This is a genomic window from Legionella worsleiensis, assembly GCF_001467535.1.
Taxonomy (GTDB): domain Bacteria; phylum Pseudomonadota; class Gammaproteobacteria; order Legionellales; family Legionellaceae; genus Legionella; species Legionella worsleiensis.
Genome location: NZ_LNZC01000022.1, coordinates 116,739 through 137,618, shown reverse-complemented (window position 1 = coordinate 137,618; position 20,880 = coordinate 116,739). Strand labels below are relative to the sequence as shown.

Here is a 20,880-nt window from a genome sequence, read left to right as displayed (position 1 = left end):
CGCTTTATGCGCAGGATCCATGCGATCTTAGTGCAGGCAAAGATCTGGATTCTGCGCATAAAGCGCAGAACGTAGGCATCTTGGCCTTAGATAATACGTTTAGATGCGTTTACCCTGACACATTCCAGAAATACTGATCTGGCGTTCTGATTAAAAGTAGATCAAGCCCCAGTCAGCTCCAGAGATCACAAGCAAGTTTTTGTTTGTTACGATATAATGACCACTCATTCATTCATAGGGTGTACTAAAATGCGTCATTTTATTTTTTGTTTGCTCATTGCACTATTGTCTTTTGGACTCCTTGTCAACGAAGCATCAGCAAAACGCTTTGGCGGCGGGCGGAGTTTTGGGGTTCAACGATCCCAAAGCAGTCTTTTTTCATCACATAAAACGCAAAATACTGCATCTATGGCACAAAAATCGAATAAAAGCAGATGGGGTGGTGTGTTAGGAGGTCTTCTGGTGGGTGGATTGTTAGCCAGTTTATTCATGGGTAATGGCCTTGCAAACGGACTGATGACCTGGTTAATACTCGGCTCGGTACTCTTTTTTGTAGTCAGTTTTTTACGCAAAAAAATGCAGCCTGGACTCCAATCGGCTCAATCCAATGCATTCAGAGACAATTCATTCAATCCTTTTAATCAAGCTCAGCCCCATAATGGCCACAGCAGCCATAGCTCTGCTACTCCTGTTGATTTTGTATCAGAGAGTTTTTTACGCAACGCCAAAGTGAATTTTATTCGACTTCAGGCTGCTTACGACAGCAAAAATCTTCAGGACATCCAAACCTTCACAACACCTGAAGTGTTCGCTGAAATCAAAATGCAGCTTGATGAGCGAGGTAATGAGCCTAATAAAACCGAAATCATTCACTTAAATGCCGAGTTGCTTGATGTATCCCGGCAAACCCTGTCTAATATCGCCAGCGTTCGCTTTACAGGCTCGATAAAGGAAAATAATGAAGCCATTGCGCCGCTTGATGAAATCTGGCATTTCTATCAATTCACCAATACTAAAGAATGGGTAGTTGGCGGAATCCAGCAAGAGGTGTACCAACCTTAACTCGATTTGGCATTCATCACTGCCTGATGTGAATAGAAACGTTTTAAATACTTGTTTCAATTTCACATCGGCAGTGAACTGACATTAGCACTATCGTCCTCATAATTTATCAAAAGTGGATCATCCATCACTTCGTTCACCCAAACAGCATCAGTTCTTTTCATATTGAACATTTTATGATTCTTGTGATAGTCTACAGCACTTTAAATTTCGCAAAGTCCATAGCGCATGCCTTTTAATCTCGATCACCAGATACTCGAAGAAGCTCAAAAAAGACAGAGCACTCACAATCATGTCACCTCAAACGCTGCTGCATTGCTTGCTATTAGGCTTGCTGCAAAATATTTTTTGCAAAACCGCAACGCCAGTAGCTCCGGTCAGGCGGCATCCTCATCTTCGGTTGCTGCATCATCCTCCTCTTCGGTTGCTGCATCATCCTCCTCTTCCGATCCTGAAAAACACTCGTCCATGACTCTTGGGATATCCCAAAGTTCTGCTGGACAAGAAAAAATGCGGCGTATCAGAGCACGTTACGAACGCAGAGCCAAATCATCGGTGTTAGAACCCTCCACCAGAGGCTGGCTCAATACGATTTTGGATAAAAATATTCTCAATAAAGAATTTGACCGAGTCACGCTGGTGGAAGAGCATGAGGGAAAGCGGGTTTCCACCGAATGGTATCTGCCGCTCCCCGAAGTTTTTGCCCTAGTGCTGTGCGCACTGATGGATAAACACGAGCAAGCATGGCCTGTACCTCCCGGCAGTACCGCAACCAAGGAACGACTGCTCCGTCTGCAAAAATTTGACCGCATTAACAATGAACTGATGAAGGAAACGCCATCCGTTTGCTCAGCCGGCATCCGGCACCGATGGCTCATGGCATTGGATGGTTATGAAGGCAAACGTCTGCCCTTAAATGCCGAAGACGTTCTCATGCAAGGTTTGTTCGATTTTATGGTACATGAAGTACTTGCAACACACCTTAAGTTAAAGCTCCCTGATGGACGAGACCCGGCAGGTAATGAATACATTCCCTTTTATGAACAATTTCAAACTCTGTTTTTACCCTGGATATTCGATACCATTCCAGACCATGTTAAAGCAGCCATCAACAATGCAGGACAAGAGGATGCCCCAAAGCAATACATACTGAATCGCTTTCGCTCCATCCAGACCATTCCCAGTGATAAAATGCTGATACAAATTAATGGGTATTGCAGTAATGAAGGGCTGGAAAGCATCCCATGCCATTTTGTACCCGTCCTCGCTGCATTAGACCGTTTCGCCAAACGTCATGCCATGGCAGTGGGCTCTGAACGCATTGCGGCAACCAGTCTGCACTCCCTTGCCAGCCAAACGATTGGCTGGCTGCGGGGCTCCGATTTCAGCCCTATGTCATTAAAAAGAATCGCCGCTGAAAAAAATCCTTGGGATACCGTCTATCTGGTAATGAGACTTCACGACGTGCTGCACCAGTTCAACGACTACCAAAATCTGCTCGACGTCTGCGACATGCCCCCAGAACAGAAGGCCGAATGGATAGAAGCACTTCATGCTCTGGGGCAATGGCTCAATAATCAGGAGCTCTCGCTGCACGTCTTACTCGCAGACACTCCTACTCTGGAACAACACCTGCGTGCTTTTGAGCGGGGGGTTATTCTCTGGCGAAGCAACACCTATTATGATTTCATCAGCAATTACACTGCGCAATGGTTTGCTGCAAATAATGGAGCGCAAGCCAGCCTCTTTGGCCGGCTTTGTGAGCTGTTTTTTAATGAAAATACACCCGAAGCTCTTTCTAATCCAGTCATTCGCGTCGACGAAGCTCTTTTATCCAAATGGATAACTCAGACGGACGAAGACGGCACTCTGGATGTATCGCCTTACCAGATAAACCGCATAATCCTCCATGCCCTGTGTTACGAACCCAACACCTGGTCGCCTTTGTTTCTCGAGTGCCTGAAAGGAGTACTTTCCTTCATTCGCAACCGCTGCAATCAGGGACTAAACAGTGCAGGACAGGCTCTGTCCCGTGATTCATGGCCGCAAGAGCTAATTGACCAGATTGAACACCTGTTCGATGCCGACACTGTAAAACAAGTCATACTCACACCAGGTAACATCACACCCGGAACCAGTCTACGCATCTCATACTTATTAGCCATGTCACGATCTATGCCCGAGCGCATCATCCGAAAAATCGTGGAACATCCAGGTTTTGATCCTAATGCAACAGACCATCGGTACTTAACTCCATTTTACATTGCCGCAGAATTTGGCAACATCCCTTTTGCAAAGGCTTTACGTGCAAAAGCCGCACACTGCAACGTAAAATATAAAAGTCTGTTCACACCAATGGTTGCAGCTTTCGATAAAAAACATTTATCTTTTATCCAATGGTTTATTCAAACACTGGATGAGTCTAACGCTCTTAAGGAGCTGACAACAAAGGACGTTTATGGCTTTAACCTGATGCAGCGCTTGGCCTCTAACCCTCAAAATTTAATAGACATCTTGCGATGTTTGCCTGTGCGTTCAAGGAAAGAGGCTTTGCTGGCAGGAGATAAAACTGGTTTTAACGCATTATTCTTATTTGCACAACATCCCTTATTCATCAAAGATGTATTGAATTGTCTGCCTGAGTGTGAAAGGGCAAGCGTTTTTATGTCAGAGAGCGTAAGTGGCTTTGGCATGTTCGAAAAAAACGCATTTTTATATCCTAAGATTGTGGAACCACTTCTGGAATCCTTACCCAAGAACAAAAAAGAACAATTTTTACTGTCAAAAAGTCAGGATGGAAAGACCATGCTGCATCATCTGGCTGAAAGCTATCCTCAGCTCCTGATAAAAACCGTAAGCTACCTGCCTAAAAAAAGAAGAATCAGTCTCTTAAGAGCAAAAAATAACGACAATGTGAGCGTGCTGCGCCAAGCAGCAAAAAGCCACCCAGAAATCCTGAAACAACTTCTACTTCTTCTGCCCACTAAAGACAGATATAGCGCTCTAATGAAAAAAAATCGTAAGGGCAATACTCTGTTGCATCATGTATCAGAAAGAAAAGGAGAACTTCTGATAGAACTTGTGGACTTACTGAAAATAAAGCACAGAATAAAAGCTATCATAGCAAGAAACAAGAATGGTGACACAATCCTGCATGAAATTGTATCGAGAAATCCCGAAACGCTGCAATGGCTTCTAAACTACTTATCCCTAAGTGACGTGATGAGCAAAGACAAGTGGGGTTATCCGTTGCTGCATAAAGTGGCGAATAATCCCCCAATATTACTGGTTCTCCTGGATTTTATACCCGATACAGCGAAAGCTGACACAGCCAAAACATGTAATAATTATGGCGAGACCATAGCTCATCGGGTGGCGCATATCCCAGAGAGCCGGAGCCTTTTTTTCAAATGGCTTCCCCAAACAGAATACTTTGCTGTTTTGATGGCAAGAAACAAATCGAACCTGACAGTACTGGAATTGATTGCAAAAAACGACTGCGACATGCTTATTCAACTTCTGGACTCATTGTCTGAGACAGAAAAATACGCCGCACTAATAGCACGCTACGAAAATGGTCAAACCCTGTTGCACCTGCTTGTTGAGACCCATCCCTCATACTTGATCCAACTTATGGACTACTTGCCCGAGGACGAGAGAATGGCCACTTTAATAACACGTAGACGCAGGAGTGGGAAATACCGGTTTATAGGAAAATTAACAAATATCCCAGAAACAGAATACAGCGGTTGCGAGAACGTGTTGGAAATACTCGCACAAAAAAACGTCCAATATCTGATACAGCTTCTGTACTGTCTGCCTGAAGAAGCAAGAGTTGCCGCTATAAAAGTTGAGAACGAATGGGATCAATCCTTGGCATTGCAAGTTATAATTCACTTCCCTCACCTTGCCAAAGGACTGTTTGACTGCCTGCCTTCGACAAGACGAACTGATGCACTAAAGTCAAGAGGCTCATATGACAATACTCTGCTGCATAAAATAGCAATAAGGTGTAAAACCAGATTAAGAGAACTTTTAGAGTCTCTCACCGAAACAGAAATACTGGACGTTTTGATGACCAGAGACAAAGAAGGTAATACGGAGCTGCATAAAATCCTAAATGAGCCTTCAGCAGTAGAGGTGATTATGGGGTGTTTGCCCGAGGCAGCAAGGGCCGATGTGGTTAAGTCATGTAACAATAAGCAATTGTCGGTGATGCACCTTGCCGTATCATATCCTGACTCCTTGCAAATACTTCTGGATTACCTGCCCATAACAGAAAAGGCAAATGCTGTGCTGTTCTGCGGCCGAGATGATTATTCTTCTATAAAACATGCTGAACGCCTATCCAAATTTAAATCGCTAAGCATCCTAAATGCCGCGCTAGAGCAAACAAGACACAATATAAACACGCAAAATACTGACGATTTATCAAGACCCAAGCAGGATAAAGACGGCACTATACCCTCACTCCCCTCTTCATCAGTATCAGATTCATCGCCAATCCATGACTCATGCTCATTTTTTAGAAGGATGGAGCAAGAACAACGGTTTAAAGACAGGTCTGACAAGGAGAGCGAATTGGACGCAATGGATAGGAAAAGCCCTGCTTTGTAAACGATGAAAGGCAATACGCTAACGCCTCTTGGTTATCAGGTATAAAAATGCCGAGATTCGATCGGCATTTTTCGAGAATAAAACAGTCCAATCTGACGACTATTAATTGCCCCACTCGTTCCACTATCGATTTTGATAGTGGAACATCTAAAGTCCAGTAACTACTGGGGTGTTTCACTTGTTCCGGTTGTTCCACATATTTTTTAGATGTAGGTAAAAATCTAAAGTTGTATCGGCTTTAATGCAGATGATTTCCCGTATTACGACTTCGTCTAATACGGGCTACGCTTGCTGAGCGCCACGTATTTTCTTGACTTGAATGGTTGTGCCTTGGAGGAAAATAGTGAATTACCAGATATTATTGAAGAGGCGGCTTCAGGGGTTATTGATAGACATCAGCTCGTTGAGCTTTTAAAACCTTATATTTTTTCAAATGAATAAGGCCAGTTGAATCCCGTTTGCAAGCAAACGGGCTACGCTTGCTCGGACTCAAAGATTTAGCAGGTATTGTTAGGTTACACTTCGTTTAGCCAAGTTAACTTGAAACAAGTATATAAAATCAACTATACTGTACATGTACAGGAAATATGGGGAAAACCATGCAAACAGTGTCTTATACTCATATGCGCAAACATTTATGTGAAATCATGGAAAAAATCGCCAATGGTGAGCAAATCTGCTTTACTCGTAAAGGTCAAAAGCCTTTTATTATTGGGAAGATCGGCACACCGACCGATGCTCAACTTGAAGAAGCAAAGTACGAGAAACGTGCTCAGACGATTGCTAAACTAAAAGAGCGTCATGCAGCCACTATTAAAGCTTTAGCGGATAAATAATGGAATTAATTTTTTTAACTGTAGAAGATGTGGTATTTATTCAAGGCGAAATATTATCTAATGCTTCTGTTACTGATTTAGGAAAACTTGAATCTGCCCTTAAACGTGCTGAATAATATCATCATTATAAAAATATCAATGATATTGTTGAGTTAACGGCTATCTATATCATTGGCATTGCTAAATCACATGCTTTTCCCGATGGTAATAAACGAACCGCCTTTCTGAGCGCCACGTATTTTCTTGACTTGAATGGTTGTGCCTTGGAGGAAAATAGTGAATTACCAGATATTATTGAAGAGGCGGCTTCAGGGGTTATTGATAGACATCAGCTCGTTGAGCTTTTAAAACCTTACATTTTTTCAAATGAATAAGGCCAGTTGAATCCCGTTTGCAAGCAAACGGGCTACGCTGGCTGACTTAATCGATTTATGATTGAATTCGAAGAGCGGTTGAGTGAGTTTGTTTAACACAGGACAGTTACACAGAATTATTTACAGGCTCCATTTTTCATACAAAATTAAGCAAGGAATCCAATCCCTATCATCCGGGAAGGGCTCTTCTCTTCTAAAATAGCGTTTTTCTTTGAGGTTAGGCTCCAAACTCCCATCCTCATTCTCATTAACAGGAACATAGTCTCCATCTTCTGGACAATAATCTATATCGAAATCTTGAAGCCAATTCCTTATTTTATACTGAACTAACTTATCACTCCATTCTAAGGCCATTTAACTCTCCCAAGGGATTTGAGTGCATTCGTTCAATTATAGAACATTAAGTGTCAATGTGCATGGCGATCGAAGAGGCAATGCCTGTATAAAATCACACAAATTGCTTGTTTTCTATAGAGAACAACTCGGGTTCGTTCAAGAACAATTAATTATTTAAAAGGAACGACAGTATGGTTAGAGGAATCTCATAATCATCCAAAGTTAAAATATAAGGAGTTTCTTTGCCTTGTTTGAATAGAAAGATACCTTCTGCAAATAATTCAAAAGATAAGATTTTATTGAATAAGATATTAAATTGCTTTTTATGACCTTTGAAACCAATACGTTGGTTTGTAATGTATAAAATCCCAACGTCTTCTGTATCAAGAATTTCTTGTGTTTTTGTTTGAACCCCAATAGAGCCGATCCTATAACGAACTCCTTTCATAATTTTTATAGAACCAGTCAAGCCTCCATAATTGATTCGTTTAGTAACTTTTTTTATTTTATTTAATTGAGAAGAGGCACGGTAGTGCAATATTTCATTTGGTTTTAAAATAATGTTTAGTTTATCTTTATTTTCAACCGATGGTAATGAGCCTTGCTCAATTAATCCCAAAGTATAATATTTGTTGAAAATTTTTTGGTCAAAATTAATTTCGTTAGTTTGCAAAGAGAATAAATTCAATAACTCTTGTAACGTTTTTCGCTCTTCTTCACTAATTCTCTTATCAGAGATAATCTCATTAAAGTAGGTCGATAACACCTTTCTTTGAATTTTTCTTATTTCTTCCTCTGTCAGCTCGTATTTATTTTCAACATATTTGAGTTGCTCTAACTCAAGGGGATCGATTACTCCATCCTTTAAAAAATACGTTAATATTTTCCTGTATTGCTGAACACCTTCTTTTTCGGAAAATATTTTAGATAAGTTAGGAAAAGCACTTTTTAAAATAGATCGCAATTTATTTACGGACATAAATTCCCTTGTAGTATCTATTGTTCAAATTATAGCAAAACCAGGAGATATGATTTAATGTATCGACTAAATTGATTTTATTTACTACCTAAATGGTTGATCGCTATAATGAACAACTCCCTTCTTATCTGTCCATTTATAAATAGTCATGTCCCCTATGGTTATTGCTGATACTGGTGCACTAATATTGGTATTGGTATTGGTATTGGTATTAAAAAGATTGTATTTTATAGAATTATTTTGGGTAGAATATCCACAAGTACAGGAAGGAGAATCTGTTCCATCAGAACAACGATAAAATCCAGTTGATGAATTACATCCTGCAACTCCTCCATGATGTGAACAACAACCTGATTTAGCATAAGTAAATAAAGGAACTACTAGCAATACGGAGGTGAAAACTCCTATTACTAGTTTATGTATGAGGGCTCTTAAGGACACCCTTGATACCCTCTATAGATACGAGCTTCTATCTTATCAAATTTTTCTTCGGAAAATGATGTAAGCGGTAGTAAAACTAACAATAGAAAAGAAATAAGGAATCTAGTATTCACATAATGTCCTTTTCTGACAGAAGTACTAATACCTAAATTATAGACTAAGAAAAAACAAAGATATTATTGAGACACAGCTGCGACACAAAAACCGACTACTTCAAGAAAATTTCGTAACCTATTGATTTTACAATGCCGCTGATGTGAATCGAACACACGACCTTTTGATTACGAAACTTTATCTTATCAATATCAAACAATATCATTTAATTACAAGAAAAAATTATAACCTTTTATTTAAAAGATATTATTGAGTTTTTCAAATTCAATTAGTATCATTTGATAATATACCTATACATAAATATTGGTACCAAAAATGGTACCAAATTAACAGGGTTGTGTATATGAAATTTATTGACAGCTATATAAAGAATCTCACGCCAGACACCACATGGTTTGAAAAAATTGAATCTTCAGGACTAGGGATTAGAGTAATGCCTAGTGGTAATAAGTCTTGGTTTTATCGATTTAGTATTAATGGCAAACGTCAAAAAATGACCCTGGGCAAATATCCTGCTATTAGTTTAAAGCAAGCTCGTGAATACCTTATCAAAGCTCAAAGTTTGAAAGAGCAAGGTATTAATCCTATAGAAAGTGCCAAATTGGAAAAATTAAAAGAAGACAATACATTCTCTAAGTTGATACTGGCCTGGTATGAAAATTATGCAGTAAAAAATAGAAAACAACCCCGCCCTATCAAATATCAGATCGACTCGGAGATCATCCCCCTTCTCGGTCATATGGTGCTTGATAATCTCCAAACTAAAGATATTACAATCGCGCTTGATAAAATAGTACAGCGAGGCGCACCTATTCATGCCAATCGTATTTTAAGCACAATAAAACAAGTACTCAACTACGCAGTGAGTCGCGGTTATATTCAATATAATCCAGCGATCAACATACGAACAAGAGATATCGGTGGTATTGAAAAACCCAGAGAGCGGGTTTTAAATTCTAAAGAACTAAAAACTATTTGGACGTTCCTCGGAAGCGAACAATCACAAATGTCTGAATCATCTCGACTAGCAATAAAAATTATTATCCTAACAGGGGTTAGAACTGGTGAAATCAGACTCGCTCAATGGCACCAGTTTGATTTTGAACAATCCTTATGGACTATCCCTCCCGAGCATTCTAAGGGTGCCATTACAGTCAAAATACATTTGAGTGACCTCACCAAAAAGTTATTACTTCAAGCAAAAGCGAATTCTGAGTCCCCTTTCGTAATCCCTGGCATAACAAATGATGCGCCAATGTCTAAGGACGCCCTTCCCCGCGCTATCAATAGAATCCAAGATCGCGTTGGACTACCAGAATGGACAGCTCATGATTTGAGAAGAACCTTTGCTACTCAATTGGGTGAATCTTTGAATATTGATCCAGTTGTCATTGAAAAATGTTTAGGGCATAAAATGCCGCGTATTATGGCTACTTATAACAAAAACGAGATGCTTCCTCAACGCAAAGAAGCTTTAGACGCATGGGCTGAACACATAAAAAAGATAGTATCTCAATAAGAAAACTTGTAAACTTGGTTTACAAATACTAAACTTAGGTTTAAGGATTGTATGAAATGCCAGCAAAGCCTGTAAAAAGAACAGACAAAGAGCTGTTTGCTTTAATCGAACAAAAGATTAGAGATAAATCTTACGCTTTTGTTCCTCATGCTCAACAAAGAATGTTAGAAAGGCAAATTTTAGAAATTGATGTTATTAATATTTTAAAAGGCATTCCTGATTATGAAAGAAGCAGGAATAAACGCAAAGATAGTTATGAAGCCCAATACATTCATGAAGATGCAGATGATTGGAAATATTGTATTGAAGGAAAAACTATAGATGACCAAAAGATCAGGATCATTATTACCTTTGCCGAAGATCTTATGCCTATTATTACTGTAATTAATATTCGATAAGAGGAAGTACTATGGAAACCAGAATTGAACCCCTTTTCCTCTATGAAGGACTTGGATTTCCTATAGAATTAGAAAATGTGGAAATGATCCGTTACAACAATGAATGGCTTCCCAAGATCGATGTGGAGAAAGTGGCAGATGAAGTCATTAAAAAATTGGCGACACAAGAATGTAGACTCACTGGAAATCAGGTGAAATTTATTCGCTCTTATTTTTCTATGCCACTAAGAGAGTTTGGTGAAAAAGTTGTTCATGAATCTCATGCCGCTGTTAACAAATGGGAAAAAAAAGGAAATGAAGCCACTTCTATGAACGAAAATACAGAAATAGTATTACGTTTATTTATCATTGAAAAAACACAAGCCCAAACTAAAAACCAACAAGCTAATTTTTATAATGCCTTCCAAAAAAGTAAAATTTTTTTCCAGGCACGAGACAGTAAACTAAAGCCAATTCATATCAATCTATGTGCTTAACTGCATAATTAAAGCCCATATAGACTATGGGCTTCATCTTAATTATACCAACTGCATATTCTGTTGAATCCACTGATTGATTGTCTCTTTATGCCAAGCCAAGGTGGTTCCATTTAATTTAACAGGTTTAGGAAATTTGCCGTCAGACCACCAACGTCTTAACGTTAGTCGATTACGCCCAATAAGCACTTCTAAATCAGTAATAAATAAAATTTGTTTTGGTATTTCATTCTCAAGCCTATGCATGTCTAATCCCCTAAATAACATTCGGCAGAATAAAACGCTTTACCTTTCCACTCGCCTTTAATTTCCATATCAATTACCGTGATAAACAACTTCAATAAATTTAATTCAACTTTGCTTTCTTTGGGCAATCGACTGTATTGATGGATCAATTGCAAATGGGCCACTGATGAGTTTGATAAGTTGGCAATTCGTTGTAGAGAATAGTTGGTGGAATACAGTAAATACTGAATGATCCCTTTATAGATGGTGATCTTTTGATCATGAAACATGCGACATACTCCTGTAAAACATGTACTAAAGTTCAATTCACGTCAAATTAACATTTAACATCATTTGACGAAACCAATATTAAAACGATATTAATTTTATTATCAATAGGTGTTTTTATGAAATTTAAATTAAGATACGATATGATATTGAATGATATCGTTTTATATGATAATTTTTTTACGACGTTCGATTACAAGGATAATTTTATGAGTAAGGGATTATATAAATCGTTTGCTAACCGCTTGATTAAAACCCTCAAAGATAAAGGATATACTGCCTCACGTTCTCCCAATGGGATCTGTATTAAAACTCTGGCTGAGTTTACTGGTGCTTCTGAACAAATTTGTCGTCGTTATATACGAGGGGATGCTTTACCCGATTATGAAAAAGTCAAACAATTAGCATCGCACCTTACTGTCAAGCCTGGCTGGTTACTTTTCGGCGAAGACGATAAGAAGGTATCTAAAGAAAATCAAGTAGATGAAAAATTACTTCATTACATCTTGAAACACAGTCATCACTTATATCCCGTATCTCATGTGAGTAATGACGATTACGCCGATTTTGTGTTAGGATTGATCAAAGAAGTCAAAGCAATTGACACTTCGGAGAATAATTTACTAAAAATCATTGACTTGGCTCTTGGTTCTATTTCTTCCTATGAAGAAAAGAGAAAAAAGCATAGTCATGCAGTTTAAGAAGTTTGTAAATAAGGATGTAACAGCTGTGGAAGTAACGCTTCACCCCAAAGCCAAAGAATTTCTCTTTGAACACTTTGCCACCATGCGCAAGGTGTTCTCTGATGTACTAGGACAAGTAGAGACAGACTATATTTCTATCGCTCTTATCAACCAAACAGGGCAAATTTTTTTTCTGTCCTCTAATCCATCTATAGAACAGAATTTAATCGAGAAGAACCTCTGGTTGTTCGATGGTTGCTATCAATCCAGCTTTTTTAACCAAGATATGCATAAACTATGGAGTGAACTTCCTCATACGGGATGTACTGGCCTAATAAAACAATATAAGCAAATAGAGCCTGGACTCATTACAGGCATTTCTATTCCGGCTGAATACGGTTCTTATAAAGCTATCTTCTCTTTCGGATTAAAACGGATAAATCCGTACATTCAGAATAAAACGTCAATCCATTGCGAAAAATTACTGGCTATGGGGAAGTACGCATTAAGGCAAATTCAAGACTATTTAACTTTTCCTGACAAACAGTCGTACACAATAGCCAAACCAAAACTGAAATTAATCATTAACAATCAGGTGACCTATGAACACACTCCTGGATAAGGACGATCCCATTTTAAGACAAACCGCAGAGCCAATCGCTGAATCAGAATTTGGTAGCAGCTGGTTAAAAGAGTTAATTAAGACCATGTTCGGCATTATGGCTGACAAGGGCGCTGTGGGCGTTGCAGCCCCCCAAATTGGAATCAGTAAACGAGTTATTGTATTTAGTACTGAATATACCAAACGGAGAAAACCTGAATATCCCATTCCTGATACAGCTTTAATTAATCCTTCCTTAAAGATCCTATCCAAGGAAATTCAAACTGGTCACGAGGGCTGCCTTAATTGCGGCGAAATAATGGGCGAGGTTCCAAGAGCTATGGAGATTGAATATTCTGGCTTTGATATAGATGGGAATAGAATTACGAAAAAAGCTTCTGGCTTAGAAGCGCGTATCCTTCAGCATGAAATTGATCACCTGGATGGATTTTTATTTTTAGACCGAGTGGAAGATCAAGATTCACTTACCACCCTATCGGCAATGCAAAATAAAGGATAATCGCATGAAGCATCAAACCCGAATCATACTGGCTGGCACTTTAGGTAATTTAATAGAGTCTTTTGATATAGCTATTTGTGGCCTACTCTCAGTTTACTTTGCCAAATACTTGATTGGAGATGCTTCAAAAGGTTTATTTCTAGTATTTCTTACTTTCTTTGCTGGATACTTAGCCAGGCCTATAGGGGCTATGATAATGGGTTTACTATCTGATATTTATGGTAGAAAAATTATTCTTGCAGGTTCAATTCTCTCTATGGGTGTATCAACAACCCTTATCGGGTTTATCCCTCCTCATAGCACCATAGGCACATTTTCTGTTATTACCTTATTAGTGTTAAGAGTTATTCAGAGCTTTTCTTGTGGTGCAGAATATTTAAATTCTTCAACTTATCTGATTGAAAATGCAGAAGAATCAAAAAAAGGCTACTCAGGAAGCTGGGCTTCCTTCGGTGCTATGTCAGGGATGTTAGTAGCCTCGTTGGTAGCTCTTATTGTAACGTATTTTACCAATAACTATCCTGAGCACGATTGGCTGATCTGGCGAGTGCCCTTTGTTCTAGCATTATTAGGTTCTTCCATTGGATTATATATCAGGTTGTGTATTCCAGAGAGCATGGAGTACATCATGTATTACGCTGATAGACCAAAACCTAAATTTAAGAGTTTACTCTCAGAATCCATGATTTATATAAGAAACAATAAAACACAGTCTCTTTACGTATTTATTTTAAGCTGCCTAGGTGTAACTACAACCTTTCAGATCTACATCTACGGCCCCATGCAAGCTCATTTGTATGGTAACTTCCATGACCATGAAATTATAATGTCTAACATAATTTCATTAGTAGGGGTCGTGTGGAATAACCACCAAAAGTGTTAATTCTGAATTAAACCTTCCAAAAATGTTGTTTTAAATGTTTTTCAAACGCATTCACCATCGCTTTTATGTCAATTTCACCGTTGCTCTTTTTAAAATTGTACTTGCCTGTAAAGGCAATATGCGCCCATGCAATCGGTGAAATCCGGGCAAAGTTATTAATAAGCTCCTGACTTACACCCTCGGCGAGCATTTGTTCATACACAATGTTCAAAATAATACTGTTATATGCAATGATGCAATTCGCAACCAGTCTTACAGCATGAGCACTGATACGGTTGTGGACGATTTTCTTTCCTTTAAAAACGCCGCGATATATTTTTCTAATGAGGCCTTGCAGTTGATGGTATGCTTCAGTGCGATTTCGTGCTGTGCGTATGGCTTTCCTCAGTGCCACGTTATCAATCAAATTGAGAACATGAATGCTTTTCAAAAGCTTGTTATATTCAAATAGTGCTTTTTTCAACTCTGAATAGCGCGCAGAAGAATTAATTTTTTTGACGATTGTGCTTTGAGTATTCTCTTGCAATAATAAAGACAGGAGTATACGCAAAATTCCGCGTTTTTGTGATCGAATTAATGATGCATTAACAACACCACTCGGACAAATCATACCCTTATATTCAGCAACCGGTTTAATGGAGAGTAGGTTTCGAGCTGCTTCTTTGATGTCCTTGATGCTTGGTACATATTCAACATCTATGGAGTCCAATATGACAAAATTCAATTGATTCAGCGAATGATTATCCCCTGTTACCATATCAATATTGATGTCTGTTTTATTGCCATTGATAAGATCATAGAGTGAATGGCCTTCATATTCATTCAATCCAATGTTCTTGGCATTAACTGCGATAAAGTTTGCGATCAATGTATATACAGAAATTCCGGGCGCCTTCCCAAGGTATTTTTTTGAATACCGCGATTGAATGGTACTTTCGCTGGTTGGCATCTTCTGCCCGTCACCATCCCCCAATGTTTTATTGTCGATAAGATCCCACAATTTGAAAATAGGCAACCCATGCACAAGATTACCTGCATTGTCATTTGACGCACACATTGTATCGACACGAATGTAATCCTGATGAGTTGAGCGTAAAAGGTTGAAATTCATATCCGACATTTCAGCCATTTTTTCAGTACTAATACCGAAGGCATCGGCTAGAATACAAGCATTTACCGCAGTTTTAGGTGGCTTTATTTTTACATTGTACCGTGACTTCATGTGGGTAAACACGTCCCACATGTTGGTACGATCCCCCATGTGCATCATGATATCCGGAATTTCTACCTGGGGTAATGTTTTAAAAAAGCTATCTTCCAGTTTTTCAACACCATCATACCCAAGGCTCCAATCTTGTTCACCCGATTTCGTTTCTTTAATTTTGAAGGACTGATTTTCGCCACGATTAATTCGACTGGTTGTTCTCTCCCATGCACGGTCTAATTCATCCAGAACTTCATCTAAACGTTCATCGCAATAAACAGGTATTTTTTTATAGCCAAATTCATTGGCAATTTTTTCAGCATCATCAACCACTGATTCTGCCACCAAATCATGATCAACATCACAATAGGTCACGCTATCGTTACAACAGAGCAAATTTTTATCTAAACGGTGATACATTTTTTGATATACAAAAAACTCAAACAAATGCGGATCGATTTGTTCATCGTTCGCGGTTTTCTTCAAATAAGGCAAGGCGGTTTCTGAAATCCTGTCTTCCAGCTCTTGAGGTAATTTAAAGGATGCCGGTCCTTTTTTCCGGCGACCATAATGATTTTTCATGTGTTTGATAAATGCCATGACATCGGCATCTGCTTTATAGTATTCAAATGAAACATGAAGTAATACCGGTCGCAAATAAACGAGACTGCTCCAGATAAAAATCTCGCTTGGCAGCTTTTGCATCAAACCTGCTTCCCATTAAATAGTCTGCAATGATCGGAAATTGCTTTTCGGGCAAAATGTTATAGGCCTCCCGATTTAATTCTTCATGCCCCATGCCATATTTACGGCTGGGGAACCACTTCATAAATTTTGCCAACTTTGGAATATCAACAGTCAAATTGGTATTGTATTCCGCTCGTGCTTTTTCAGCATATTTTTTAGCATCTGACATGATGCCTCTAATATGAAACATAAAGCTAGTGATCAAATTATCCATGATTTGCTGATAGCGATGGTAAATAAAACACAATGCCTGTAAATACTGTTGTGTTTTATTGACTCGACGTAATCTGGATGCGGCATACTGCTCTGCCAAATCGGAATAATAACGAATCGCATTTTTGGATATTTGTAGCGAGGGTAAAAACTCCTTTGCAAATACATATAAGTCGAGGAGCTCGACTGCCTTGGCTACTTCTTCCTTGATAGGATTATACTTAAAGCTCTTCTGATCTGCACGAATGACATTGAATTTGGTGCTTCCTTCTTCACGCTTGATCAGATTTGACAGTTTTTCTTGTTGTTCCTGTGGTATTAGCTGAATCAGCTTGCCAATTCGTTCACTTTCTCTGGAAAATGCTCGTGTAAACAGATCTTGTAAAGTACGGTAAGACGGGAGCAGTATTTTCTGATTTTCAAAATATACCAACAACTGCCTAAATGTATCATTGCCTTTTGGGTAATAACGTAATAATTCGCAGAGATGGGATTCAACCAAGGCATTTTGTTTTAGCGACCAGTCTTGATAATCAAATAAGTTTAGAATGTCTTGTTTTTGTTGGTTAAGGGTTTGACGTGTGATGCTGCTTGGTAACTTGGCTTTTGCATTTTTATAATATTTTGCAATGAGATAGGCCACGTCATCATGCACTTCAACGAAAGTGAATTCAAAAAATTTCTGCTTGGCTTTAAAGTAAGCAAGCTGCAGCCTAAAGGCAATTTGGGTCTTTGTTGCTGAATATTGACGCAACGCACTCATCTCTTGTGAATTCATTGCAAAATAAAGTTCACGTTCACCGGAATTAAAATTAGGACGTGCATAAAAATCTTCAATTTCTGGCTCGGTAAGTAATTGCAACCGATTTTTCTTTGTCATAGGGTGGTTCAAAAAAACGAGGGTTTGGCTGGACTGATTTCTCAGTCAAAAAAAATCGCATTGTACGCCTATTTTTGGTAAGATAAAGCGGTTCAGTAAATCTTGGTTCAATATATCGTTTTTTAGTTAGTAAAATGGACTAAACTGTATGAAAATAGGATATGCGCGCGTCTCAACCAAAGAGCAATCTTTGTCCATGCAAGTTGATGCATTAAAAAAAGCAGGTTGTGATCAAATTCATGAGGAAATTGCTAGTGGAGCAAAAACAGCGAGACCTGTTCTTGATGAAATTGTGCGAAACCTTCGTGAAGGTGATACTTTAGTTATTTGGAAATTAGATAGGCTTGGTAGAAATCTTGCTCATTTAATTCACCTAACAACAAAATTAATCGAGAAAAAAGTTGGATTGATTAGTCTCAATGACCCTATTGATACCACTACTGCACAGGGTAGATTAGTTTTTGGGATTTTTGCATCATTAGCAGAGTTTGAACGTGAATTAATCCGTGAGCGGACACAAGCAGGGTTGAAATCAGCTCGAGCTCGAGGAAGAAAAGGTGGAAGACCCAAAGGCATGTCAAAATCAGCAATGGAAAAAGCGACTATTGCTGAAGCTCTTTATAAAAATGGAACCATCCCTGTTAAAAAAATTTCTGAACAGTTGGATATTTCTAAAACTAAGCTGTATCTGTACTTACGATCTCGAAATGTTCCTGTGGGAGAAAAAAGTTGACACTTCAATTTCTAGGAAATAAATATCACATATTGATTTGGTTATTCGGGAAAATCCACCTAATGATAATATCCCCGAAGAGGTACTAATGTACGATAGATTATATCGTTGGTTTTCTACTATATCACAATATAGTAAAGCCCTTTACGCTTCGTTCTATTCTTCTGTTTTATATGCTGATGTAGTGAAGCGTTGGCACGGTTTGGGAATTGGGTACCTTTTATTCCTCATTATTTTGGGAGCAATTCCTTTATCTGGGCGGGTGATCGTAGCATTCAATCATTTTTTTCAGGAGGAAATTCTATTCCCCATCCAAGTGCTTCCTTTACTGACCATACAAAATGGTGAGATCACTTACAATCAACCCATGCCCTATTTAATAAAAAACAACAAAGGAGAAGTGGTCTCAATAATAGACACGACGGGAACCGTGTCTGAAATGAATCAGGCATACCCTCAACTCACGGTTTTAATTACCAAAAATAAAATTGACTTCAGACCACCTAGTTATAAGCAGTTTTTAGGTTTGGTTAAAAATGCCATTGGCAACCCTATTTATACCCGCACTTTTGACAAAGGGCTGAATGGGTTATTCTCTGGCACTGAGTGGCTTCATTCCTCTGGGATTTCCAGATTAAATACGCTGATGCAAATCCTTGTCTTTCCCTGCGTGACTTTATTTTATTTTGGTGTTTTTGGGATTATTTTACTCCTAATGTCCGCATTGGTGCAGCTGTACTCTGATATTTTTTTCGGCTTTAAACTCCCATTTAAAGCCTCATGCCGTCTGTTGGCTGTAGCTGCAACTCCTACCTTGGTGCTATTCTTTCTTATGCGAGGTGGTAATTTCGCTGTACCGGGAATGGCTTTGGTTTATGGAGTACTCATTCTCAGTTATACTTCCTATGGGCTGTATTCAGCCAAACGGTTTAGTGTTTGATTTTATATATTCTAACTGGACATAGCCCCCAACTCATTAACTCTACACCCTGATAAATGGATTCAAATTGATCGTGATGTATCATTCGAGTGGTCACAATAATTCGGCTACCTGGTTTTAGACCAGCCATCTTTGAAATTAATTCATTCCAGGTGGGATCGCTTAGGCAAGTGGCTGCTACGTAGATGATATCTGCATCCCCAAAATCATAATGCAAAAAACTGTCGTTGAAAAATTGAACGTGCTCCATTTGAAGTAGGTATTCTTTCTCATCATCATGTTTTAGAAATTGTTGAATTGCCTTTTCAAGCTGTGTATTCGATTGTTCATACAGAGGAGGTAACAACTCAATACCAATAGATTTGTTAACATTAAAAAATAATATGGCACTCAATACTGCTTTTCCTGACCCCGAACCTAAGTCATAAAAGACATCTTTCGTAGAAGGAGAGGTTCGTTCAAGAATGGTATAAAACGACAAAAAATCGATTTCTCCATAAATAAACTCTTTATTTTGAATCAAATGCAATAATCGATACCTTATCGAAGAGGATTTCGCATGAACTTTTTTGTAAAGTTCCTCCAAAATAAGTGTCTTTTTCTCTATATTTGACCAATCAGCCCTCTGAATTAACTGTTTTTTTTGCTCTTTTTTTTTGAAATGGGGAACAAGTATATTGGTTAATAGGAGTTTTGAGATAACTAATAAAAAAGGTATGGTGATAATAAAGTAGAACATAACGTGTCACAGTGTTTTAGAGAGATTTATTATAGTATTACAGGTTATTTCGTAAAAATAATGTAAAAATTCCATCAAAATGAATAAAATAAACAAATTTCACATATAATTTCTCTATTATCACAGATTTGAAATTGGTTTTCTTCATGAAAAAAGACAAGGAAAAACATCGGCTCGCCCCTGAATCAACCACAGCAGATGAACCAAAAATCTCTTCAGCTACACTAACGTTACAACTATTAACCAAAGCAAAAAATAAAGAGGCAGAAAAAAAAGAGTCTGCTGATGAATCAGCAAAAGTACGCTGCAAGGTTTGTTTTAAAGAAATCGCACCTAAACGTCTTTGTTCTGGACATGGTGGCGGCGGTGGTGGAGGTGATAGTGCCTCCTCTGATAAGACATCTGAGGAAAAAGCAAGCCAAGGTGAAGATAAATCTCTAGCTCAACCAAGCAAAGTAGTTGAGACTACGGATGCATTGATAGGCGAGTATGGTTCAGAAGAACTTGATTTAGAGTCTAGTTTTGACCCAGAAATAATTGCGGAGTTGATTGCCAAAGGACTATTGCTGGTTGATAGCGATCGCGAATCAAAAACCATTACCATTAAATTGCTTTGTGAGCCTAAGGCATTAACTGAAGAGCAAAGAGAAGAATTAAAAAAATTCATAGGGGCGATTACAAAAGAATTCAATGAGTTTAAAGAAGAAAATAATCTTTCTAAAGATTGCATTAAAATCACTCAAGATGGGAAAGGAAACATAATCTCTCTTCGTATTACCATGCCCACATTAGCTTTATATGATGCATTTATCCAACGGCTAGCAAATAATTTAGTCCAAATACCCAGTCTTAAAGCACAAGAAAGAGATGAAGTCACGAAAGAGCGAAGTCTCTCGCCCCATCCACTTTCGATGGAACCCAAGCCGTCTAATAAATCCTCTAAACAAGAAGAAATTGAGCATAATAAGGATATAGAACCTAAAAAAACGGAAAATGAGGAACAGCAACAGCAAATCTTTAACCCATCTCCTTTCAATATGAAGCCTTGGTAAAATAAGTACTAATAATTGTT

At 38.5% G+C, this 20,880-nt stretch carries 21 protein-coding genes and 1 pseudogene; 14 read left to right on the top strand and 8 right to left on the bottom strand.

What is annotated here, in order from left to right:
• The first annotated feature begins 249 nt into the window (after positions 1–249).
• The 4 genes from Lwor_RS09205 (at position 250) to Lwor_RS14340 (ending at position 6,889) form a co-directional block, all read left to right on the top strand.
• Positions 250–1,062 carry a Tim44 domain-containing protein gene (locus Lwor_RS09205; protein WP_058493595.1) on the top strand — a complete coding sequence of 271 codons (813 nt, stop codon included), beginning with the start codon at positions 250–252 and terminating at the stop codon, positions 1,060–1,062.
• 228 nt (positions 1,063–1,290) lie between these two features.
• The gene (locus tag Lwor_RS09200) at positions 1,291–5,679 is read left to right on the top strand and encodes an ankyrin repeat domain-containing protein (RefSeq protein WP_058493594.1); all 4,389 of its coding nucleotides are present in this window, start codon (positions 1,291–1,293) and stop codon (positions 5,677–5,679) included.
• A 599-nt stretch (positions 5,680–6,278) separates the two neighbouring features.
• Positions 6,279–6,515 (top strand): hypothetical protein, encoded by a 237-nt coding sequence (locus Lwor_RS09195; protein WP_058493593.1) that lies wholly within the window; start codon positions 6,279–6,281, stop codon positions 6,513–6,515.
• Positions 6,516–6,649: 134 nt separating this feature from the next.
• Positions 6,650–6,889, top strand: coding sequence for a type II toxin-antitoxin system death-on-curing family toxin (locus Lwor_RS14340; protein ID WP_083501607.1), 240 nt, complete (start codon positions 6,650–6,652; stop codon positions 6,887–6,889).
• A gap of 120 nt (positions 6,890–7,009) precedes the next feature.
• Here the strand turns inward: Lwor_RS14340 and Lwor_RS09190 are convergent, their stop codons facing one another.
• The 3 genes from Lwor_RS09190 to Lwor_RS13525 all read right to left on the bottom strand — a co-directional run bounded on the left by Lwor_RS09190 (position 7,010) and on the right by Lwor_RS13525 (position 8,591).
• Positions 7,010–7,243 (bottom strand): hypothetical protein, encoded by a 234-nt coding sequence (locus tag Lwor_RS09190; RefSeq protein ID WP_058493592.1) that lies wholly within the window; start codon positions 7,241–7,243, stop codon positions 7,010–7,012.
• A 148-nt stretch (positions 7,244–7,391) separates the two neighbouring features.
• Positions 7,392–8,204 carry a hypothetical protein gene (locus Lwor_RS09185; protein ID WP_058493591.1) on the bottom strand — a complete coding sequence of 271 codons (813 nt, stop codon included), beginning with the start codon at positions 8,202–8,204 and terminating at the stop codon, positions 7,392–7,394.
• 84 nt (positions 8,205–8,288) lie between these two features.
• Entirely contained in the window at positions 8,289–8,591 is a 303-nt protein-coding gene (locus Lwor_RS13525; RefSeq protein ID WP_175042912.1) for a DUF4124 domain-containing protein, read from the bottom strand.
• A 511-nt stretch (positions 8,592–9,102) separates the two neighbouring features.
• Here Lwor_RS13525 and Lwor_RS09180 point away from each other — a divergent pair.
• From Lwor_RS09180 to Lwor_RS09170, 3 genes are read left to right on the top strand one after another with little or no spacing between them, the layout of a single operon-like run.
• A complete protein-coding gene (locus Lwor_RS09180; protein WP_058493590.1) occupies positions 9,103–10,278 on the top strand; it encodes a tyrosine-type recombinase/integrase in 1,176 nt (391 codons plus the stop codon).
• 56 nt (positions 10,279–10,334) lie between these two features.
• The gene (locus tag Lwor_RS09175; protein WP_058493589.1) at positions 10,335–10,676 is read left to right on the top strand and encodes a DUF4258 domain-containing protein; all 342 of its coding nucleotides are present in this window, start codon (positions 10,335–10,337) and stop codon (positions 10,674–10,676) included.
• Positions 10,677–10,687: 11 nt separating this feature from the next.
• On the top strand, positions 10,688–11,152 hold the full coding sequence (locus tag Lwor_RS09170; protein ID WP_058493588.1) for a hypothetical protein: 465 nt from the start codon (positions 10,688–10,690) through the stop codon (positions 11,150–11,152).
• 42 nt (positions 11,153–11,194) lie between these two features.
• Here the strand turns inward: Lwor_RS09170 and Lwor_RS09165 are convergent, their stop codons facing one another.
• Entirely contained in the window at positions 11,195–11,398 is a 204-nt protein-coding gene (locus Lwor_RS09165; protein WP_058493587.1) for a helix-turn-helix transcriptional regulator, read from the bottom strand.
• Positions 11,399–11,400: 2 nt separating this feature from the next.
• On the bottom strand, positions 11,401–11,667 hold the full coding sequence (locus tag Lwor_RS09160) for a hypothetical protein (RefSeq protein WP_058493586.1): 267 nt from the start codon (positions 11,665–11,667) through the stop codon (positions 11,401–11,403).
• A 207-nt stretch (positions 11,668–11,874) separates the two neighbouring features.
• Between Lwor_RS09160 and Lwor_RS09155 the strand changes: the two genes are divergently transcribed.
• The 4 genes and pseudogenes from Lwor_RS09155 to Lwor_RS09140 all read left to right on the top strand — a co-directional run.
• Complete coding sequence (locus Lwor_RS09155; protein WP_058493669.1) at positions 11,875–12,366, top strand: helix-turn-helix domain-containing protein; 492 nt, start codon at positions 11,875–11,877, stop codon at positions 12,364–12,366.
• Positions 12,356–12,970, top strand: a complete 615-nt coding sequence (locus Lwor_RS09150; RefSeq protein ID WP_058493585.1) for a hypothetical protein — start codon at positions 12,356–12,358, stop codon at positions 12,968–12,970. Before Lwor_RS09155 ends, Lwor_RS09150 begins: the two co-directional genes overlap by 11 nt.
• Positions 12,951–13,469 carry a peptide deformylase gene (gene def / locus Lwor_RS09145; RefSeq protein ID WP_058493584.1) on the top strand — a complete coding sequence of 173 codons (519 nt, stop codon included), beginning with the start codon at positions 12,951–12,953 and terminating at the stop codon, positions 13,467–13,469. Before Lwor_RS09150 ends, def begins: the two co-directional genes overlap by 20 nt.
• Before the next feature lie 4 nt (positions 13,470–13,473).
• Positions 13,474–14,319 (top strand): annotated as a pseudogene (locus Lwor_RS09140) (MFS transporter); the annotation flags it as partial.
• Positions 14,320–14,359: 40 nt separating this feature from the next.
• On the opposite strand, the gene Lwor_RS14120 reads toward Lwor_RS09140, so the two are convergent.
• Positions 14,360–16,156 carry a Tn3 family transposase gene (locus Lwor_RS14120; protein ID WP_238584647.1) on the bottom strand — a complete coding sequence of 599 codons (1,797 nt, stop codon included), beginning with the start codon at positions 16,154–16,156 and terminating at the stop codon, positions 14,360–14,362.
• Positions 16,157–16,181: 25 nt separating this feature from the next.
• A complete protein-coding gene (locus Lwor_RS14115; RefSeq protein ID WP_238584646.1) occupies positions 16,182–17,396 on the bottom strand; it encodes a DUF4158 domain-containing protein in 1,215 nt (404 codons plus the stop codon).
• A 148-nt stretch (positions 17,397–17,544) separates the two neighbouring features.
• On the opposite strand from Lwor_RS14115, the gene Lwor_RS09130 reads away from it, so the two are divergent.
• Together Lwor_RS09130 and Lwor_RS09125 are read left to right on the top strand one after the other, a co-directional pair.
• Positions 17,545–18,129 (top strand): recombinase family protein, encoded by a 585-nt coding sequence (locus tag Lwor_RS09130; protein WP_058493583.1) that lies wholly within the window; start codon positions 17,545–17,547, stop codon positions 18,127–18,129.
• Between the two features lie 88 nt (positions 18,130–18,217).
• Positions 18,218–19,069: a DUF1189 family protein gene (locus tag Lwor_RS09125; protein WP_058493582.1), complete on the top strand. Its 852-nt coding sequence runs from the start codon at positions 18,218–18,220 to the stop codon at positions 19,067–19,069.
• Here the strand turns inward: Lwor_RS09125 and Lwor_RS09120 are convergent.
• Positions 19,059–19,808: a class I SAM-dependent methyltransferase gene (locus Lwor_RS09120; protein ID WP_058493581.1), complete on the bottom strand. Its 750-nt coding sequence runs from the start codon at positions 19,806–19,808 to the stop codon at positions 19,059–19,061. The two genes, Lwor_RS09125 and Lwor_RS09120, sit on opposite strands and share 11 nt — an antisense overlap.
• Before the next feature lie 146 nt (positions 19,809–19,954).
• Here Lwor_RS09120 and Lwor_RS09115 point away from each other — a divergent pair, with 146 nt between their 5' ends.
• Entirely contained in the window at positions 19,955–20,860 is a 906-nt protein-coding gene (locus Lwor_RS09115; protein ID WP_058493580.1) for a hypothetical protein, read from the top strand.
• The last annotated feature ends 20 nt before the right edge of the window (positions 20,861–20,880 follow it).

What these genes read in the sequence shown, in the direction of transcription:
- Lwor_RS09165 (WP_058493587.1), bottom strand. Translation starts at nt 11,398, where the DNA reads ATGCATAGGCTTGAGAATGAAATACCAAAACAAATTTTATTTATTACT.
- Lwor_RS09205 (WP_058493595.1), top strand. Translation starts at nt 250, where the DNA reads ATGCGTCATTTTATTTTTTGTTTGCTCATTGCACTATTGTCTTTTGGA.
- Lwor_RS09130 (WP_058493583.1), top strand. Translation starts at nt 17,545, where the DNA reads ATGAAAATAGGATATGCGCGCGTCTCAACCAAAGAGCAATCTTTGTCC.
- Lwor_RS09175 (WP_058493589.1), top strand. Translation starts at nt 10,335, where the DNA reads ATGCCAGCAAAGCCTGTAAAAAGAACAGACAAAGAGCTGTTTGCTTTA.
- Lwor_RS14115 (WP_238584646.1), bottom strand. Translation starts at nt 17,396, where the DNA reads ATGACAAAGAAAAATCGGTTGCAATTACTTACCGAGCCAGAAATTGAA.
- Lwor_RS09125 (WP_058493582.1), top strand. Translation starts at nt 18,218, where the DNA reads ATGTACGATAGATTATATCGTTGGTTTTCTACTATATCACAATATAGT.
- Lwor_RS09170 (WP_058493588.1), top strand. Translation starts at nt 10,688, where the DNA reads ATGGAAACCAGAATTGAACCCCTTTTCCTCTATGAAGGACTTGGATTT.
- Lwor_RS09195 (WP_058493593.1), top strand. Translation starts at nt 6,279, where the DNA reads ATGCAAACAGTGTCTTATACTCATATGCGCAAACATTTATGTGAAATC.
- Lwor_RS09160 (WP_058493586.1), bottom strand. Translation starts at nt 11,667, where the DNA reads ATGTTTCATGATCAAAAGATCACCATCTATAAAGGGATCATTCAGTAT.
- Lwor_RS09190 (WP_058493592.1), bottom strand. Translation starts at nt 7,243, where the DNA reads ATGGCCTTAGAATGGAGTGATAAGTTAGTTCAGTATAAAATAAGGAAT.
- Lwor_RS09115 (WP_058493580.1), top strand. Translation starts at nt 19,955, where the DNA reads ATGAAAAAAGACAAGGAAAAACATCGGCTCGCCCCTGAATCAACCACA.
- Lwor_RS09180 (WP_058493590.1), top strand. Translation starts at nt 9,103, where the DNA reads ATGAAATTTATTGACAGCTATATAAAGAATCTCACGCCAGACACCACA.
- Lwor_RS14120 (WP_238584647.1), bottom strand. Translation starts at nt 16,156, where the DNA reads ATGGCATTTATCAAACACATGAAAAATCATTATGGTCGCCGGAAAAAA.
- Lwor_RS09120 (WP_058493581.1), bottom strand. Translation starts at nt 19,808, where the DNA reads ATGTTCTACTTTATTATCACCATACCTTTTTTATTAGTTATCTCAAAA.
- Lwor_RS09200 (WP_058493594.1), top strand. Translation starts at nt 1,291, where the DNA reads ATGCCTTTTAATCTCGATCACCAGATACTCGAAGAAGCTCAAAAAAGA.
- Lwor_RS09185 (WP_058493591.1), bottom strand. Translation starts at nt 8,204, where the DNA reads ATGTCCGTAAATAAATTGCGATCTATTTTAAAAAGTGCTTTTCCTAAC.
- Lwor_RS09150 (WP_058493585.1), top strand. Translation starts at nt 12,356, where the DNA reads ATGCAGTTTAAGAAGTTTGTAAATAAGGATGTAACAGCTGTGGAAGTA.
- def (WP_058493584.1), top strand. Translation starts at nt 12,951, where the DNA reads ATGAACACACTCCTGGATAAGGACGATCCCATTTTAAGACAAACCGCA.
- Lwor_RS09155 (WP_058493669.1), top strand. Translation starts at nt 11,875, where the DNA reads ATGAGTAAGGGATTATATAAATCGTTTGCTAACCGCTTGATTAAAACC.